Origin of the sequence: Candidatus Pseudomonas auctus (genome assembly GCF_048654275.1) — a bacterium.
Lineage (GTDB): Bacteria > Pseudomonadota > Gammaproteobacteria > Pseudomonadales > Pseudomonadaceae > Aquipseudomonas > Aquipseudomonas pharyngis.
In genome coordinates this window covers 97,939-113,681 of record NZ_JBJYZK010000013.1, presented here as the reverse complement: position 1 = coordinate 113,681, position 15,743 = coordinate 97,939, and the positions used below count along the sequence as shown (strand labels likewise).

Sequence of the window (15,743 nt, the reverse complement as noted above, 5' to 3'; positions counted from 1 at the left end):
GGGTACAGGAAACAGGACTCAAGACATGTTCAACGGTAAATCGATTTTCATCTCCGGTGGCACCGGCTCGTTCGGGCGCAAGTTCATCGCGCGCCTGCTCGAGCAATACCAGCCCAAGCGCGTGGTGGTGTTCTCCCGGGATGAGCTCAAGCAATACGAAATGCAGCAGATGTTCAACGCGCCGTGCATGCGTTACTTCCTCGGTGACGTGCGCGACGCCGATCGCCTGCGTCAGGCCATGCGCGGCATCGATTACGTGGTGCATGCCGCGGCGTTGAAGCAGGTGCCGGCGGCGGAATACAACCCGACCGAATGCATCCGCACCAACGTCAACGGCGCAGAAAACATCATCGCTGCCGCCATCGACAACGGCGTGAAGAAAGTCGTCGCGCTGTCCACCGACAAGGCCGCGAGCCCGATCAACCTGTACGGCGCCACCAAGTTGCTGTCGGACAAGTTGTTCGTCGCGGCCAACAATATCGCCGGTGAGCAACAAACGCGTTTTGCCGTGGTGCGCTACGGCAACGTCGCCGGTTCGCGCGGGTCAGTGGTGCCGTTTTTCAGCAAGCTGATCGCCGATGGCGCGACAGAGCTGCCGATCACCGATGAGCGTATGACCCGCTTCTGGATCACCCTCGATCACGGCGTGCAGTTCGTGCTCGACAGCTTTGCGCGGATGCACGGCGGTGAAGTGTTCGTGCCGAAGATCCCGTCGATTCGCGTGGTCGATCTCGCGCGGGGAATGGCCGAACACCTGCCGCACAAGAACGTCGGCATCCGTCCGGGCGAGAAGCTGCACGAGTTGATGGTGCCGCTGGACGATGCGCGGATGACCCTGGAGTTCGCCGATCACTACACCATCCAGCCGTCGATCCGTTTCACCAGCGTCGACGTGGATTTCGCCGAGGACAAACTCGGTGAGCGTGGGGTGCCGGTCGGCGAAGACTTCGAGTACCGCTCCGACACCAACCCGCACTTCCTTTCGGTGGGGCAGATCGCCGAGCTGCACGCGAAGCTGTCGGTATGATTCCGTACGGTCGGCAGAGCCTCGACCAGGCGGACATCGACGCGGTCGTCGAGGTGTTGCAGTCCGACTGGTTGACCCAGGGGCCGACCATCGAACGCTTCGAGCAGGCGATGGCCGAGCGTTGCCAGGCCGATTTCGCCGTGGCGGTGTGCAACGCCACGGCGGCGCTGCACATTGCCTGTCTGGCGGCGGGGCTCGGCGCGGGCGACCGCTTGTGGACCACGCCGAACACCTTTCTCGCGTCGGCCAACTGCGGGCGTTATTGCGGCGCTGACGTTGACTTCGTCGACATCGATCCGCTGACCTGGAACCTCGATGCTGAAGTTCTGGCGAGCAAACTTGATGCCGCCGAGCGCGACGGCACCTTGCCCAAAGTACTGGTGGCGGTCGCGTTCTCCGGGCAGAGCTGCGACATGCGGCGAATTGCCGAACTGGCCGAGCGCTACAACTTCACCGTGATCGAAGACGCTTCCCACGCGGTCGGCGCCCGTTACGCTGGGCGTCCGGTGGGTTGCGGTGAATTTGCCGCGATGACCGTGTTCAGCTTCCACCCGGTGAAGATCATCACCAGCGGCGAAGGCGGCATGGTGCTGACCAATCGCCCGGAACTGGCCGAGCGCCTGCAACGCCTGCGCAGCCACGGCATGACCCGCGATCCGCAGCAGATGACCGAACCCAGCCACGGCCCGTGGTACTACCAGCAGGTCGAGCTGGGTTTCAATTACCGGATCACCGATCTGCAAGCCGCGCTGGGCCTGTCACAGGTGAGCAAACTGGACGAGTTCATCGCCCGTCGCCGGGAGCTGGCCGCGCGTTACGACCGTTTGCTGGCGTACTTGCCGGTCACCGTGCCGAGCCTCCAGCCGGAGGCCGAATCGGCCTGGCATCTTTACGTGGTGCGTTTGCAGACCGAGCGCATCAGTCTCAGTCACCGTCAGGTATTCGAAGGCTTGCGCGCCGCCGGCATCGGCGTGAACCTGCACTACATTCCGCTGCATTTGCAGCCGTACTATCGTGATCTGGGTTTTGCCGAGGGCGACTTTCCCGAAGCCGAGCGTTATTACGCCGAAGCGATCAGCCTGCCGCTGTTCCCGTTGCTGAGCGATCAGCAGCAGGACTACGTGGTTGAGCAATTGCGTCGGTTGACTGAATGATTGCCGCCACGGCGGTGGATGGAAAACGGTAATGCGTGATCTCAGCGAGCAGGAACAATTCTGGCAGGGCGAATTCGGCAACCAGTACGTTGACCGCAACGTCGGCCAACCACTGGTGGCGGCCAATCTGGCGTTGTTCGCCAAGGCGCTGACCCGGGTCGGGCGGATCGACAGCCTGCTGGAACTGGGCACCAACGCCGGCAATAACCTGCAGGCGCTGCGTCAGCTGTTGCCCCGCTGTGAGCTGTTCGGGGTCGAAATCAATGCCAGTGCCTGTGCCCAGGCGCGTGCGCTGGAGATTGCGAACATCTGGCACGGTTCGCTGTTCGACTTTCCCCGTGAGCGCCAATACGACCTGACCCTGAGCAAAGGCGTGCTGATCCATCTGGCGCCGGAACTACTGCCGACGGCGTATGCGCAGTTGTATGCGTTGAGTTCGCGCTACATCCTGATCGCCGAGTACTACAATCCGTCGCCGGTGGAAGTGTCCTATCGCGGCAACAGCGGCAAGCTGTTCAAGCGTGATTTCGCCGGGGAAATGCTCGATCGCTATCCCGATCTGCAACTGCTGGATTACGGCTTCGGTTATCACCGCGATCCGCAATTTCCGGTGGACGACATCACCTGGTTTCTGCTGGAAAAACGTCCTTGAACAACGTCGCAATCATCCCGGCCCGCGGGGGCAGCAAACGCATCCCGCGCAAGAACCTCAAGCCGTTCGACGGTGTGCCGATGATTGTCCGTTCGATTCGTACGGCCCTCGATTCAGGCTTGTTCGAGCAGGTGGTGGTCAGCACCGACGACGCAGAGATCGCCGACGTGGCGCGAGCCAACGGTGCTCATGTGCCGTTCATGCGTCCGGTGGAGCTGGCCGATGACTTCACCGGCACTGCGGCGGTGATCGCGCATGCCTTGCAGCAGCTGCCAGCCTTCGATTACGCCTGCTGTGTGTACGCCACGGCGCCGCTGTTGCAGGCGCGGTTTCTGCGTCAGGGCCTGGAGTTGCTGGCGCAGCATCCGGACAAGTCCTTTGCTTTTTCAGTCACCGATTTTGGCTTTCCGGTGCAGCGCGCCCTGACCCTGGACGGGCAGGGCGCACTGACGGCGTTGTACCCCGAGTTTCGCAATACCCGTTCGCAGGATCTGCCGGCTGCCTTTCAGGATGCCGGCCAGTTCTATTGGGGTCGCCGCGAGGCGTGGCTGGGTGGCGAGGTGTTGTATTCGCCGGCCAGTCTGCCGGTGATCCTGCCACGCCATCTGGTGCAGGACATCGATACCGCCGAAGACTGGAAGCGCGCCGAATACCTTTACGCAGCGCTAAAGGTCGGCGGAGAACTGCAATGAGAGTGCTGATCCGCGCCGACGCCTCGCCGACCATCGGCAGTGGCCACATCGCCCGGTGTCTGACACTGGCGCGAGTACTGCGCACGCAAGGCAGTCATGTCGCGTTTGCCTGCCGTCGTTTGCCGGGGCATCGGCTCGATGCGTTGCAGCGCGAGGGTTTCGAGACCTTCGCGTTGCCGGATCGCTATGCCGGTGAAGACCCGGAGCAGGCCATCGAATCGATGCTGCCGTGGCAGGCGGATATCGATGCACTGGCGGCGCAACTGGAAGGGCAGCCTGAGTTTGACTGGGTCATCGCCGACCATTACGGCCTCGATCATCACTGGCAGACTGCAGCTCGTCGCTTCGCACCACGGATCGCCGCCGTCGATGATCTGGCGACCCGCCGCTACAGCGTGGATCTGCTGCTCAATCAGAACCTCTCTGGGCTCAGCGAAAATTATCAGCCGCTGCTGCCGGCCGGTTGCCGAACACTGCTCGGCCCGCGCTTCGCCATGCTGCGCGAAGAGTTCAGCGGCCCGGCCATCGAGATCAAACCGGTGGCGCGCCGGGTGCTGGTGAATTTCGGCGGCTTTGATGCGGCACGCCAGACTCATCACGCGATGCTGGCGCTGGCGGATTTTTCCGGGCTGGAAGTGGATTTCGTTGCCGGTGCCGACAACCCGGCCTGGGCAGAGATGCAGGCGCTGGCCGAAACCCGACCACACTGGCGGCTGCACAGTTTCGTCAGCGATTTCCATCGACGCATGACCGAGGCCGACCTGTTTATCGGTGCCGGCGGTGGCACCAGTTGGGAGCGCGCGGCCCTGGGCCTGCCGACGATCTGCATTGCGGTGTCGAACAACCAACAGGCCAACGGCGAAGTGATGGCGGCGGCCGGCGCGCATCTGTTCATGGGCGCGCGGGAGCAGGTCAGCGTCGAGCAACTACGCGATGCCATCGGCTTTGTCGTGGGCAACTTTTATCTGCGCCAGAGCCTGGCCGAGCGTTCACGGCAACTGGTCGATGGACGCGGCGCGCTGCGGGTGGCGGCGGCACTGGCCGGCGCGGTGCTCAAATTGCGTCCGGCGACGTCGGATGACGCGCAGTTGCTGTTCGACGGACGCAATGCCGAGGCGGTGCGCCGCTGGTCGCTGGACAGCGGGGCGATTGATTGGACGCAACATGTGAACTGGCTGGGCGCGAGTCTGCGCAATCCTCAGCGGTTGCTGCTGGTGGCCGAGGCAGATGACGGCCCGGTTGGTGTCCTGCGCTACGATCTGCGCGGCTTCGAGGCAGAGGTTTCGCTGTATTTGCTTGAGGGGCGTTTCGGCCTCGGCTGGGGCAGGGCGCTGCTGGCGCAGGGTGAAGTCTTCGTGGCTGCGCACTGGCCGCAAATGACCGCCATCACCGCCCAGGTGTTGCCGGCCAATCAGCCCTCGATGAATGTTTTTCGTGACGCCGGGTTCACTCAGAGTGCCTGCGCGTTCACCAAGGTTTTGAAGGAATCCCGTCAATGAGCAGTTTCAAGATCGGCAACCGCCAGATCGGTGCCGATGCGCCGCCGTTCATCATCGCTGAAATGAGCGGCAACCATAACCAGTCGCTGGACGTCGCCTTGCAGATTGTCGAAGCGGCGGCCAAGGCCGGTGCACACGCCTTGAAGCTGCAAACCTACACCGCCGAAACCATGACCCTGGATCTGGCCGAAGGCGAATTTTTCATCAAGGATCCGAACAGTCTGTGGGCGGGCACCTCGCTTTATGACCTGTATGAAAAGGCCCACACGCCCTGGGAGTGGCATGCGCCGATCTTCGCCCGGGCCAAGGAGTTGGGCATGCTCGCGTTTTCGACACCGTTCGACGACAGTGCCGTGGACTTCCTTGAAAGCCTCGATGTGCCGGCCTACAAGATCGCCAGTTTCGAAAACACCGATCTGCCGTTGATCCGCCGTGTCGCAGCGACTGGCAAACCGTTGATCATTTCCACCGGCATGGCCAGCCTCGCCGAACTCGACGAAACCGTGCGCGCCGCCCGTGAAGCGGGGTGCAAGGATCTGATACTGCTCAAGTGCACCAGCACCTACCCGGCGACCCCGATCAACAGCAACGTGCGCACGATTCCGCATCTGCGTGAGCTGTTCGGTTGTGAGGTCGGGCTGTCAGACCATTCGATGGGCGTCGGCGTGTCGGTGGCGGCGGTGGCGCTGGGCGCGACGGTGGTGGAAAAACACTTCACCCTCGACCGTTCTGCCGGTGGGGTGGACGCCAGTTTCTCGCTGGAACCGGCGGAACTGGCCAGCCTGGTCGTCGAGACCGAACGCGCCTGGCAGGCCATGGGGCAGGTGCATTACGGGGTGACCGAGGCTGAGCAAAAGTCGCTGGTTTACCGCCGGTCGCTGTATGTCACGGCCGATATGGCGGCCGGTGAACCCTTCACGGCGGCCAATCTGCGCGCCATTCGTCCCGGTTTCGGTCTGCCGCCCAAGCACGCCGAAGCCGTCCTCGGGCGTCGTGCGCGCCAGCCGATCAAACGTGGTACGCCGCTGGACTGGTCATTGGTCGAATGACCCGATCTGTCATCGATTCGGCAAAATAGCGTGACCTGCGAGTCATAACGCGCATCTTCACTGTATTGTAATGACCGGGGAGATGGCGCCTGGCCCGTTTTCGGTTCCAGTGATAGCCCTTTGCGCTCCCCGTGGCTGCCCGTTGTGGCGGCCGTTTTCTGTTTGTCGGCGCCCCTCGAATCCTTGCGAGCGGTGGTATTGGGCTGTTTATTATTGGGAAGCCGTAATGATTGGCATAAAAAGCATTGCGAGCTACGTTCCTGTAGCCGGCGTGGACAATTACGCACAAGGTGCAAAATTCGAGAAGGATGAAGAATTCATCCTCGGCAAGATCGGTTCGGCCTTCCTTCCACGCAAAGACGCGGAACAGGAAACCTCCGATCTGTGCGTTGAAGCGGCCAATGCGCTGTTTGCCAACAACCCTGAACTGAAACGTGAATCCATCGATGCGCTGATCGTCGTCACCCAGAACGGTGACGAAGAAGGCCTGCCGCACACCGCTGCCATCGTCCAGGACAAACTCGGCCTGTCGACCAATGTCGCGGCGTTCGACATTTCCCTGGGTTGCTCCGGCTACGTCTACGGCATCTACGCGATCAAGGGCTTCATGGAAGCCGCCGGCCTGAAGAATGGTCTGTTGATCACCGCCGACCCGTATTCGAAGATCGTCGATCCGGAAGACCGCAACACCACCATGCTGTTCGGCGATGCCGCCACTGCCACCTGGATGGGCGAAGACCCGGTCTGGGCGCTGGGCAAGGCCAAGTTCGGCACTGACGGTTCCGGCGCACCGCACTTGAAAGTCACCGATGGCGTGTTCTTCATGAACGGCCGTCAGGTGTTCAACTTCGCACTGCTCAAGGTGCCTGCGCATCTGCACGAACTGCTCGACGATTCCGGTCTGAAGGCCGATGACATCGATGCCTTCTGCATTCACCAGGGCAGTGCGGCGATTGTCGACGCCGTGGCGCGGCGGTTCGAAGGCGAGCCGGAGAAGTTCATCAAGGACATGGTCGAGACCGGCAACACCGTGTCGTCCAGTGTGCCGCTGCTGCTGGAAAAACACGTGATGGATTCCGACTGGAACCGCATCGCGATCAGTGGTTTCGGCGTCGGTCTGTCGTGGGGTTCGGCGATTATTTATCGTCCTTGAATCGGTTAAAAACGGCGGATACAAAAATAGCGTTCAAGGGTTAACCTTGAACGCTATTTTTTTGCCTGAAGGGAGCGCGAGGCGCCATGAGTGAGTTTTTCCAGGCCAATGCTGAAGTCGTCGAGCGACGCTGGCCGGCGTTGTTCGCACGATTGCTCGGCGAAGACAGTTCGGCGATCGAGGCTGAGCTGACGCAGGGGCTGGGCTCGACGCTGAGCATTGGCGGCATTCAGCTCACCAGCCGGCATGACCGTGTCCGCGAGGCGCAGATTCAGGCTGCCAGCCTGCCGGCGGACAAGCCGCAACTGCATGTCTACGGCACCGGCCTCGGGGACTTGCCCACGGTGCTGCTGGAGCGCACCGGGCTCGAGCGCCTGTATGTGCACATCCTCAACGGCGCGTTGTTTGCCCTGGTGCTGCAATTGCTCGATCAACGGGAGTGGTTGCAGGACCCGCGGGTTGAATTGCTCTACGCCGGCGACCTGTCCGACATCTGCACGCCGTTTTTCGCCTTGCCTGCCGAAATGCTGCTGGCCGATGACTTCAACGCGAAGATTCGTGATCGGCTGGTCAGCGAAGTGCACCTGAGCTTCAACAATCGTGAGTTCGATCCGCAGTCACCGTTCATTCAACAGCGTCTGCAGGACTGCTTGCCGGTATTGCTGGCTGACGATGATGTGGCAACGTTGTTCGGCACCTGTGCCGGTCGGGAGATCTATGTGATCGGCACCGGGCCGACGCTGGAACAGCATTTCGAACGTCTGGCCGCGATCCGCGAGCGGGCCGTTCGTCCGTTGTACATTTGTGTCGATACCGCGTACCGGCCGCTGCGCGAGCATGGGATCGTGCCCGACTATGTGGTGAGTATCGATCAGCGCATCAGCTTCCGGCATTTGCCATTCGAGGAATCCGACGGCATCCCGCTGGTGTATTTGCCCATGAGTGACCCTGAGGTGCTGAGGGCCTGGAAGGGCAAGCGTTATGGTGGCTATTCGGCCAGTCCGGTCTACGCGGCATTGCGTGAACAGCACCCGAGGGCGCTGCTGCATGTGGGCGGCAGCGTGATTCACCCGGCCGTGGACCTGGCGGTGAAGATGGGCGCTGCACGCATCACGCTGTTCGGTGCCGATTTTGCCTTCCCGATGAACAAGACCCATGCCGGCTGGAATGACGGTGACCTGGGGCCGTCGGTGAATCAGGCGCGGCACTGGGTGCGTGACGGTTATGGCCAGCGCGTCAGTACCCAGCTCAATTTTCGCGGCTATCTGTGCGTGCTGGAGCGATACATCGCCAGTCAGCCGCAGGTGGCGTTTTTCAACAGCAGCAGGGCGGGTGCGCAGATTGCCGGTACAGCGTTCAATCAGGAGTTTGTGCAATGACTGCGCAGCCGCAGTGGATAGAAGAGTGTCATCAGTGCGCCGCGCTTTTCCGCTTGGGGCGTGATGTCGAGGCCGCGTTGACCATGGTCGATGTGTTCGAGGGCGCGCAGCAGTCATTGCTGTCGGCCGGCGCGCAGACGCAGCAGGTCTGGGCGCAATTGCTCACGCAAATGCTCGAGTGCCAGGAGCGTCAGGACTGGCTGGGGCTTGCCGATTTCATGGAGTACGAGTTGATTCAATTGCTGGAAGAACCGTCCGCCTGAAGAGGAGCGAAGGCGCTGGCTCGCAGGTTTGCGCCACGGACGGTTTTATGACGTCATTTTTTCGAAGGTAAAGTGCTGCTAAGTCTTTGTTTTCTAGGGGGTGGCAGGGTGATGGCAAATTTTTTCAAAAAAGCCCTCAAGCAACCTGCAAACCCGACGATAACTATTACGAAGGTTCTCTAGGCCATACCCGGCGGTTGCCAGGGCCGGAAGCCGCAGTACCCAACCAACGAGGAATTCGTCATGGCTTTAACAGTAAACACCAACACCACGTCGTTGAACGTTCAGAAAAACCTGAACCGCGCTTCCGATGCTCTGTCGACTTCGATGCAGCGCCTGTCTTCCGGCCTGAAAATCAACAGCGCTAAAGACGACGCCGCCGGCCTGCAAATCGCTACCCGTATGTCCTCGCAGATCCGTGGTAACACCCAGGCGATCCAGAATGCCAACGACGGTATCTCCGTTGCCCAGACCGCTGAAGGCGCTCTGCAAGCTTCGACCGACATCCTGCAGCGTATGCGTGAACTGGCTGTTAAAGCTCGTAACGGTACCAACGGCACTGCTGACCAGACCGCAACCAACGCTGAATTCGCTCAGATGTCTGACGAAATCACCCGTATCTCGGCTGCTACCAACCTGAACGGCAAAAACCTGCTGGACGGTTCGGCTGGTACTGTAACTCTGCAAGTTGGCGCCAACACTGGCTCCGCCAACCACATCGACCTGGTACTTAGCGGCAAGTTCGACGCCGTCAGCCTGTCGGTAGGTAGCGGTACTGTTGTTCTGACCGGTGCTACTTCCGCAGCCGCCGCTTCGAACATCGACAACGCGATCACCGCGATCGACGCTGCAATTGCGAACATCAACGCCACTCGCGCCGCTCTGGGTGCTTCGCAAAACCGTCTGACCAGCACCATCCAGAACTTGCAGAACATCACCGAGAACACCACTGCTGCACAAGGTCGCGTACAAGATACCGACTTCGCCGCAGAGACTGCTAACCTGACCAAGCAGCAAACCCTGCAACAGGCTTCGACCTCTGTTCTGGCTCAAGCCAACCAACTGCCTTCCGCTGTACTGAAGCTGCTTCAGTAATTTCGGAATGAGTTTTAGCGGGGGAGTGCGCTTGCGTGCTCTCTCGCTTTTTACGTTATGAGGTGATGAGCATGGACATGAGCGTCAAGCTTAACGTGTCTTATCCGGCTCCCAAGCCAGCCAATACCGTTACCGACAAACCGTCGGAAACCAAGCCTCAGACCGTTGATGCTGTTCCTGCCTCGAAAAAGAGCCAGGAATCAGATGAAACCAAGCTGAAGCTGGCGGTGCAGGAGATCGAGAAATTCGTTCAGTCGATCAAGCGCAATCTGGAGTTCTCGATCGATGAGCATTCCGGCAAGGTGATTGTCAAGGTGATCGCAAGCGAGACGGGCGAGGTCGTACGACAGATCCCTTCCGCAGAAGCACTCAAGCTGGCAGATAGTCTGGCCAACGCGAGTCACGTGTTGTTCGACGCCAAAGTCTGATAACTGGCATGAATAGTGTTTGAAGTTCTTTAGACGCAAGTAGTGGTCAAAAGACTGGCAACAACCCAAGGGAGAAGCACATGGCAAGTCCAATTTTACCGGGTTCGGGCCTGGGTTCCGGCCTGGACATCGGTGCGATCGTTACAGCACTGGTCAATGCCGACAAGTCGCCGAAACAGACGCAGATCGACAACGCCACCAAAACCAACACGCTGAAGATTTCCGGTATCGGCACGTTGAAGAGTGCGCTGACCGCATTCCAGACGGCGATGACCAACCTGGGCAGCAAGACCAATCCAGCATTTGCGGGTTACACGGCGACTTCGGGTACTCCGGCCGTGTTGGGTGTTTCTGCGGATAACACTGCAGTCTCGGGTACTTATAGTGTTGTAGTGAATAAGCTGGCCACCGGCTCGAAAATAGCCAGTGCATCCTTTGCCGGCGGTGCTGCCAGTGCCATTCCGAGTGGTACCCTGAAAATCAGTCAGAATGGCACTGATTACAATGTCACGATCCCGGCCAATGCGACCTTGCAGAGCACCCGGGATGCGATCAACTCGGCTCAGGCCGTCAATGGTATTTCTGCCAACATCGTGACCGACAGCTCGGGTGCTTCGCGCCTGGTGATCAGTTCGAGCAAGACCGGCGCCGGCTCCGACATGAAAGTCAGCGGCATTGCCGGTTTGGAAATCGACGGCACCCAGACCATGGGCACCAACCCGGCCGCCGGCGCTTCTGGCGCGGTCAACGGCCTTGCTCAGGACGCGTCGCTGACCATTGACGGCCTGGCGGTGACCAGCAAGAGCAACACGGTCACCGGCGCCATCAGTGGCCTGACGATGAATCTGACGACGGTCAGTGCCGGTGATCCACCCTCGACACCTGTCACAGTGACTGTCGACGGTAACACCAAGGGATTGCAGACGTCGGTTCAGGCGTTCGTCGATGCCTACAATACCTTGAAAAACACCATCGATTCGTTGTCCAAGGCGACGCCGGACGAAGATGGCAAGCTGACCGTTCAGGCGGCGTTCACTGGCGACTCGCTGGCGCGTTCCTTGATTGCCGATATCCGCGGGCAGATTACGGCCCCGAGTGCGACTGCTGGCAGTCCGATTGCTTATCTCTCGCAGCTGGGCGTCATGACCGACCGCAACACCGGTAACCTGACGTTCGACACGACTGCGTTCAACAAGGCCATGTCTACGCCGGGCATGAGCGGCAAAGTCCAGGAGATGTTCACTGGCACCAACGACACCAATGGTCTGTTGGCGCGCATGAGCAAGGCGGTTGACCCATATCTCAAGGCTTCGGCTGATGGCAAGACCACCACCGGTCTGCTGGATCAGCGCCTGACTATCCTGAACAACAATACGCGCAACATTACGTCCCAGCAGTTGGCTCTGGACCTGCGTGTCGCCAACCTGACCAAGACGTTGACTGCTAAGTACAACGCCATGGACTTGCTGGTAGGGCAGATGAAAGCGACGGCGAGCAACATTACGTCGTTCTTCAGTTCGCTGAACGCCCAGCAGTCTGCGAAGTAACATGTAATAGCGACAAAAACCCGGCTACGCTTTCGAGCGTGTGCCGGGTTTTTGTCTTATGGTCTAAAGTTTTCTGGCTTGCAGGCGATACACTGCTCATACGAGTCATAGTTGCAAATGAGGTAGAACATGAATCCGATGTTGGCCCTTCGGCAATACCAGAAAGTCGGCGCTCAGGCCCAGACGTCCGAAGCGAGTCCCCACCGTCTGGTGCAAATGCTGATGGAAGGTGGTCTGGACCGTATCGCTCAGGCAAAGGGCGCCATCGAGCGCAAGGACATTGCCGCCAAGTGCACGGCGATCAGCAAGGCCATCGGCATCGTCAGCGGCTTGCGTGAAGGTCTGGATCTGGAAAAGTCTGCCGATACGCTGGCTGATCTGGACGGTCTTTATATCTACATGATGAAGCGTCTCGCCGAGGCGAACATCAGCAGCGATCCGCGCATTCTTGATGAGGTTGCCGGCTTGCTGAGCACCGTCAAGGAAGGCTGGGATGCGATCGCACCTGCGCCCGCTCCGCAGTTCTGAGGAGATCACCATGAGTCTTGTTTTGCAGCGAATCGAAGAAACCCGAGTAGCGCTGGTCGGTGCCCTGGCCGAGCGCAACTGGGAAGCCATCGGTCAATTGGACCTCGATTGCCGTTCCTGCATGGAAGATGTCTTGAGTGAAGCCTCGGTGGATGAGGTCGCGTTGCGCGATAACCTTGAGGAGTTGCTGCATGTCTACAAGCAGCTTCTGGAAGTGGCTATGGGTGAGCGTCAGGCGATAGTCGACGAGATGTCGCAGATCACCCAAGCGCAGAACGCGGCAAAGGTTTACCATCTGTTTGGTTAATTAACCCCCAGTTAATCCAGACATGTGCGCCATAAATTTGACTGTGCACGGTTTTTTGACTTAACTAGTGGCTGTTTTCAGATTTCAGGCGTCTACAGGCACAAGGTGTCCTGCAAGCGTCTCGCTTGCCCCTCATTTTGGGCATTGAGTTGACTAGGGAAGTTGCTATTGCATGTGGCGTGAAACCAAAATTCTGCTGATCGATGACGATAGCGTCCGCCGCCGCGACCTGGCGGTGATCTTAAATTTTCTTGGCGAAGAAAATTTACCCTGCGGAAGCCATGACTGGCAGCAGGCAGTCGGCTCTTTGTCGTCTAGTCGTGAGGTCATTTGCGTACTGATCGGGACGGTTAATGCTCCTGGTGCGCTTTTGGGCTTGCTAAAGACACTCTCAACCTGGGATGAGTTCCTTCCGGTTTTGCTGATGGGCGATAATTCTTCGGTGGACCTGCCCGAAGACCAGCGCCGCCGGGTACTTTCGACCCTCGAAATGCCGCCGAGCTACAGCAAACTGCTGGACTCCCTGCACCGTGCCCAGGTCTATCGCGAGATGTACGACCAGGCCCGTGAGCGTGGCCGGCATCGCGAACCCAACCTGTTCCGCAGCCTGGTCGGCACCAGCCGCGCGATCCAGCACGTGCGTCAGATGATGCAGCAAGTGGCCGACACCGACGCCAGCGTTCTGATCCTCGGCGAGTCCGGGACCGGCAAGGAAGTGGTTGCACGAAATCTGCATTACCATTCCAAGCGTCGCGACGCGCCGTTCGTACCGGTCAACTGCGGGGCGATCCCGGCCGAGTTGCTGGAAAGCGAACTGTTCGGTCATGAGAAGGGCGCCTTCACCGGCGCGATCACCAGCCGTGCCGGCCGCTTCGAGCTGGCCAACGGCGGTACGCTGTTCCTCGACGAAATCGGCGACATGCCGCTGCCGATGCAGGTCAAGCTGCTGCGCGTGCTGCAGGAGCGCACCTTCGAGCGCGTGGGCAGCAACAAAACCCAGAGCGTCGACGTGCGCATCATCGCCGCGACCCACAAGAATCTCGAAAGCATGATCGAGATCGGCACCTTCCGCGAAGACCTCTACTACCGCCTGAACGTGTTCCCGATCGAGATGGCGCCGCTGCGTGAGCGCGTCGAAGACATTCCGCTGCTGATGAACGAGCTGATCTCGCGCATGGAGCACGAGAAGCGCGGTTCGATCCGCTTCAACTCCGCCGCAATCATGTCCCTGTGCCGCCACGGCTGGCCGGGCAACGTCCGCGAACTGGCCAACCTGGTGGAGCGCATGGCGATCATGCACCCGTACGGGGTGATCGGCGTGGTCGAGTTGCCGAAGAAATTCCGCTACGTCGACGACGAAGACGAGCAGATGGTCGACAGCCTGCGCAGCGATCTGGAAGAGCGCGTGGCGATCAACGGCCATACGCCGGACTTCAGCGCCAACGCCCTGTTGCCGCCGGAAGGTCTGGATCTGAAGGACTACCTCGGTGGTCTGGAGCAGGGCCTGATCCAGCAGGCACTGGACGATGCCAATGGTATTGTGGCTCGCGCCGCCGAGCGCCTGCGTATTCGCCGCACTACGCTGGTGGAGAAGATGCGCAAGTACGGCATGAGCCGTCGTGAAGGTGATGAACAGGCGGATGATTGACGCCTGTTTTTCAACTGCTTCATTTATAAGCGGTTTTTTTTAGGCACGGGTATTGCTATGTCCCTCGCAACGTTCCGTTTCACTGACGGTCAGCCAAGCGAGAAAGCACAATGCCCCAAGCCTCCCAGATGTCTTCTGTTCCCGAGTCCTCGGGGCAACTGCCGTCCGTAGAGCAGGCGAGCCGCCAGGGGCTTGAGCAGGCATTCGCCCTGTTCAACCAGATGTCCAGCCAGTTGACCGACTCCTACAGCATGCTCGAAGCCCGGGTCACCGAGCTCAAGGGCGAGCTGGCCGTGGTCAGCGCCCAGCGCATGCAGGAACTGGCGGAAAAAGAACGCCTGGCCAACCGTCTGCAAAACCTCCTCGACCTGTTGCCCGGTGGCGTCATCGTCATCGACGGCCACGGCATTGTGTGCGAGGCCAACCCTGCCGCCATCGAATTGCTCGGTCTGCCACTGGAAGGCGAGCTGTGGCGCCATGTCATCACCCGTTGCTTCGCGCCCCGTGAAGATGACGGTCACGAAATTTCCTTGAAAAACGGTCGACGCCTGTCGATTGCTACCCGCTCGCTGGATGCCGAGCCCGGGCAGTTGGTGCTGCTCAACGACCTGACTGAAACCCGTCACTTGCAGGATCAGCTGGCGCGCCACGAGCGCCTCTCGTCCCTGGGGCGGATGGTCGCGTCGCTGGCTCACCAGATCCGCACACCGTTGTCTGCCGCGTTGCTGTACGCCAGTCATTTGACCGAGCAGGAACTGCCGGTCGCGACCCAGCAGCGTTTTGCCGGTCGCCTCAAGGAGCGTCTGCACGAGCTCGAGCATCAGGTGCGCGACATGCTGGTCTTCGCCCGTGGCGAGCTGCCGCTGACCGACCGTGTCACGCCGAATGCCCTGATGCAGTCGTTGCAGGCCGCGGCGCTGACCCATGTGCAGGATCTGCCGATCCGCTGGCAATGCGACAGCCATGCCGGCGAGTTGCTGTGCAATCGCGACACGCTGGTCGGGGCGCTGCTCAATCTGATTGAAAACGCGATTCAGGCGAGTGCCGGTGAGGTGCGTCTGAAGGTGCATTGCTATACCCGCGACAACACCTTGCGTTTGTGTGTCAGCGACAGCGGCAGCGGTATTGATGCGGCGGTGCTGGCGCGGCTGGGCGAGCCGTTTTTCACCACCAAAGTCACCGGGACCGGCTTGGGCCTGACCGTGGTCAAGGCCGTGGCGCGTGCGCATCAGGGAGAATTGCAGCTGCGTTCGCGGGTCGGGCGCGGTACGTGCGCGCAGGTCATCCTGCCGTTGTTTTCTGCTGTTCAGGGAGCTGAGTGA

The 15,743-nt window shown here is 60.2% G+C and carries 16 protein-coding genes; all 16 read left to right on the top strand.

The features are described 5' to 3' along the window. The first annotated feature begins 25 nt into the window (after nucleotides 1–25). The 16 genes from pseB to ACKUG4_RS21905 all read left to right on the top strand — a co-directional run bounded on the left by pseB (nucleotide 26) and on the right by ACKUG4_RS21905 (nucleotide 15,743). Nucleotides 26–1,027 carry a UDP-N-acetylglucosamine 4,6-dehydratase (inverting) gene (gene pseB, locus ACKUG4_RS21980; RefSeq protein WP_445434825.1) on the top strand — a complete coding sequence of 334 codons (1,002 nt, stop codon included), beginning with the start codon at nucleotides 26–28 and terminating at the stop codon, nucleotides 1,025–1,027. Next, nucleotides 1,024–2,181: a UDP-4-amino-4,6-dideoxy-N-acetyl-beta-L-altrosamine transaminase gene (pseC, locus tag ACKUG4_RS21975; RefSeq protein WP_445434824.1), complete on the top strand. Its 1,158-nt coding sequence runs from the start codon at nucleotides 1,024–1,026 to the stop codon at nucleotides 2,179–2,181. Before pseB ends, pseC begins: the two co-directional genes overlap by 4 nt. Nucleotides 2,182–2,212: 31 nt before the next feature. After that, nucleotides 2,213–2,833 carry a pseudaminic acid biosynthesis-associated methylase gene (locus ACKUG4_RS21970; protein ID WP_445434823.1) on the top strand — a complete coding sequence of 207 codons (621 nt, stop codon included), beginning with the start codon at nucleotides 2,213–2,215 and terminating at the stop codon, nucleotides 2,831–2,833. Continuing rightward, nucleotides 2,830–3,525: a pseudaminic acid cytidylyltransferase gene (gene pseF / locus ACKUG4_RS21965; RefSeq protein WP_445434822.1), complete on the top strand. Its 696-nt coding sequence runs from the start codon at nucleotides 2,830–2,832 to the stop codon at nucleotides 3,523–3,525. The genes ACKUG4_RS21970 and pseF overlap by 4 nt, the downstream gene beginning before the upstream one ends. After that, nucleotides 3,522–5,024: a UDP-2,4-diacetamido-2,4,6-trideoxy-beta-L-altropyranose hydrolase gene (gene pseG, locus ACKUG4_RS21960; RefSeq protein ID WP_445434821.1), complete on the top strand. Its 1,503-nt coding sequence runs from the start codon at nucleotides 3,522–3,524 to the stop codon at nucleotides 5,022–5,024. Before pseF ends, pseG begins: the two co-directional genes overlap by 4 nt. Then, on the top strand, nucleotides 5,021–6,073 hold the full coding sequence (gene pseI / locus ACKUG4_RS21955) for a pseudaminic acid synthase (protein ID WP_445434820.1): 1,053 nt from the start codon (nucleotides 5,021–5,023) through the stop codon (nucleotides 6,071–6,073). The genes pseG and pseI overlap by 4 nt, the downstream gene beginning before the upstream one ends. Before the next feature lie 226 nt (nucleotides 6,074–6,299). Further along, entirely contained in the window at nucleotides 6,300–7,226 is a 927-nt protein-coding gene (locus ACKUG4_RS21950) for a ketoacyl-ACP synthase III (protein ID WP_064594341.1), read from the top strand. Between the two features lie 86 nt (nucleotides 7,227–7,312). Continuing rightward, nucleotides 7,313–8,605, top strand: a complete 1,293-nt coding sequence (locus tag ACKUG4_RS21945; protein WP_445434819.1) for a motility associated factor glycosyltransferase family protein — start codon at nucleotides 7,313–7,315, stop codon at nucleotides 8,603–8,605. Next, the gene (locus ACKUG4_RS21940) at nucleotides 8,602–8,868 is read left to right on the top strand and encodes a hypothetical protein (protein ID WP_039765576.1); all 267 of its coding nucleotides are present in this window, start codon (nucleotides 8,602–8,604) and stop codon (nucleotides 8,866–8,868) included. The genes ACKUG4_RS21945 and ACKUG4_RS21940 overlap by 4 nt, the downstream gene beginning before the upstream one ends. Before the next feature lie 243 nt (nucleotides 8,869–9,111). After that, the gene (locus tag ACKUG4_RS21935; RefSeq protein ID WP_064594348.1) at nucleotides 9,112–9,963 is read left to right on the top strand and encodes a flagellin domain-containing protein; all 852 of its coding nucleotides are present in this window, start codon (nucleotides 9,112–9,114) and stop codon (nucleotides 9,961–9,963) included. Between the two features lie 71 nt (nucleotides 9,964–10,034). After that, complete coding sequence (locus ACKUG4_RS21930) at nucleotides 10,035–10,391, top strand: flagellar protein FlaG (RefSeq protein ID WP_064594351.1); 357 nt, start codon at nucleotides 10,035–10,037, stop codon at nucleotides 10,389–10,391. Between the two features lie 80 nt (nucleotides 10,392–10,471). Next, nucleotides 10,472–11,938: a flagellar filament capping protein FliD gene (gene fliD / locus ACKUG4_RS21925; RefSeq protein WP_064594352.1), complete on the top strand. Its 1,467-nt coding sequence runs from the start codon at nucleotides 10,472–10,474 to the stop codon at nucleotides 11,936–11,938. Nucleotides 11,939–12,067: 129 nt separating this feature from the next. Then, the gene (gene fliS / locus ACKUG4_RS21920; protein ID WP_064594357.1) at nucleotides 12,068–12,466 is read left to right on the top strand and encodes a flagellar export chaperone FliS; all 399 of its coding nucleotides are present in this window, start codon (nucleotides 12,068–12,070) and stop codon (nucleotides 12,464–12,466) included. Between the two features lie 10 nt (nucleotides 12,467–12,476). Beyond that, the gene (gene fliT / locus ACKUG4_RS21915) at nucleotides 12,477–12,773 is read left to right on the top strand and encodes a flagellar protein FliT (protein WP_039765621.1); all 297 of its coding nucleotides are present in this window, start codon (nucleotides 12,477–12,479) and stop codon (nucleotides 12,771–12,773) included. Between the two features lie 172 nt (nucleotides 12,774–12,945). Further along, nucleotides 12,946–14,421 carry a sigma-54 dependent transcriptional regulator gene (locus ACKUG4_RS21910; protein ID WP_039765583.1) on the top strand — a complete coding sequence of 492 codons (1,476 nt, stop codon included), beginning with the start codon at nucleotides 12,946–12,948 and terminating at the stop codon, nucleotides 14,419–14,421. 110 nt (nucleotides 14,422–14,531) lie between these two features. Further along, the gene (locus ACKUG4_RS21905; protein ID WP_039765586.1) at nucleotides 14,532–15,743 is read left to right on the top strand and encodes a sensor histidine kinase; all 1,212 of its coding nucleotides are present in this window, start codon (nucleotides 14,532–14,534) and stop codon (nucleotides 15,741–15,743) included.

Bases quoted from the DNA above. Each gene is read 5' to 3' on its own strand.
- ACKUG4_RS21945 (WP_445434819.1), top strand. From the start codon at position 7,313: ATGAGTGAGTTTTTCCAGGCCAATGCTGAAGTCGTCGAGCGACGCTGG.
- fliS (WP_064594357.1), top strand. From the start codon at position 12,068: ATGAATCCGATGTTGGCCCTTCGGCAATACCAGAAAGTCGGCGCTCAG.
- fliD (WP_064594352.1), top strand. From the start codon at position 10,472: ATGGCAAGTCCAATTTTACCGGGTTCGGGCCTGGGTTCCGGCCTGGAC.
- ACKUG4_RS21905 (WP_039765586.1), top strand. From the start codon at position 14,532: ATGCCCCAAGCCTCCCAGATGTCTTCTGTTCCCGAGTCCTCGGGGCAA.
- pseB (WP_445434825.1), top strand. From the start codon at position 26: ATGTTCAACGGTAAATCGATTTTCATCTCCGGTGGCACCGGCTCGTTC.
- ACKUG4_RS21950 (WP_064594341.1), top strand. From the start codon at position 6,300: ATGATTGGCATAAAAAGCATTGCGAGCTACGTTCCTGTAGCCGGCGTG.
- ACKUG4_RS21935 (WP_064594348.1), top strand. From the start codon at position 9,112: ATGGCTTTAACAGTAAACACCAACACCACGTCGTTGAACGTTCAGAAA.
- ACKUG4_RS21930 (WP_064594351.1), top strand. From the start codon at position 10,035: ATGGACATGAGCGTCAAGCTTAACGTGTCTTATCCGGCTCCCAAGCCA.
- pseG (WP_445434821.1), top strand. From the start codon at position 3,522: ATGAGAGTGCTGATCCGCGCCGACGCCTCGCCGACCATCGGCAGTGGC.
- pseC (WP_445434824.1), top strand. From the start codon at position 1,024: ATGATTCCGTACGGTCGGCAGAGCCTCGACCAGGCGGACATCGACGCG.
- pseI (WP_445434820.1), top strand. From the start codon at position 5,021: ATGAGCAGTTTCAAGATCGGCAACCGCCAGATCGGTGCCGATGCGCCG.
- ACKUG4_RS21940 (WP_039765576.1), top strand. From the start codon at position 8,602: ATGACTGCGCAGCCGCAGTGGATAGAAGAGTGTCATCAGTGCGCCGCG.
- ACKUG4_RS21970 (WP_445434823.1), top strand. From the start codon at position 2,213: ATGCGTGATCTCAGCGAGCAGGAACAATTCTGGCAGGGCGAATTCGGC.
- fliT (WP_039765621.1), top strand. From the start codon at position 12,477: ATGAGTCTTGTTTTGCAGCGAATCGAAGAAACCCGAGTAGCGCTGGTC.
- ACKUG4_RS21910 (WP_039765583.1), top strand. From the start codon at position 12,946: ATGTGGCGTGAAACCAAAATTCTGCTGATCGATGACGATAGCGTCCGC.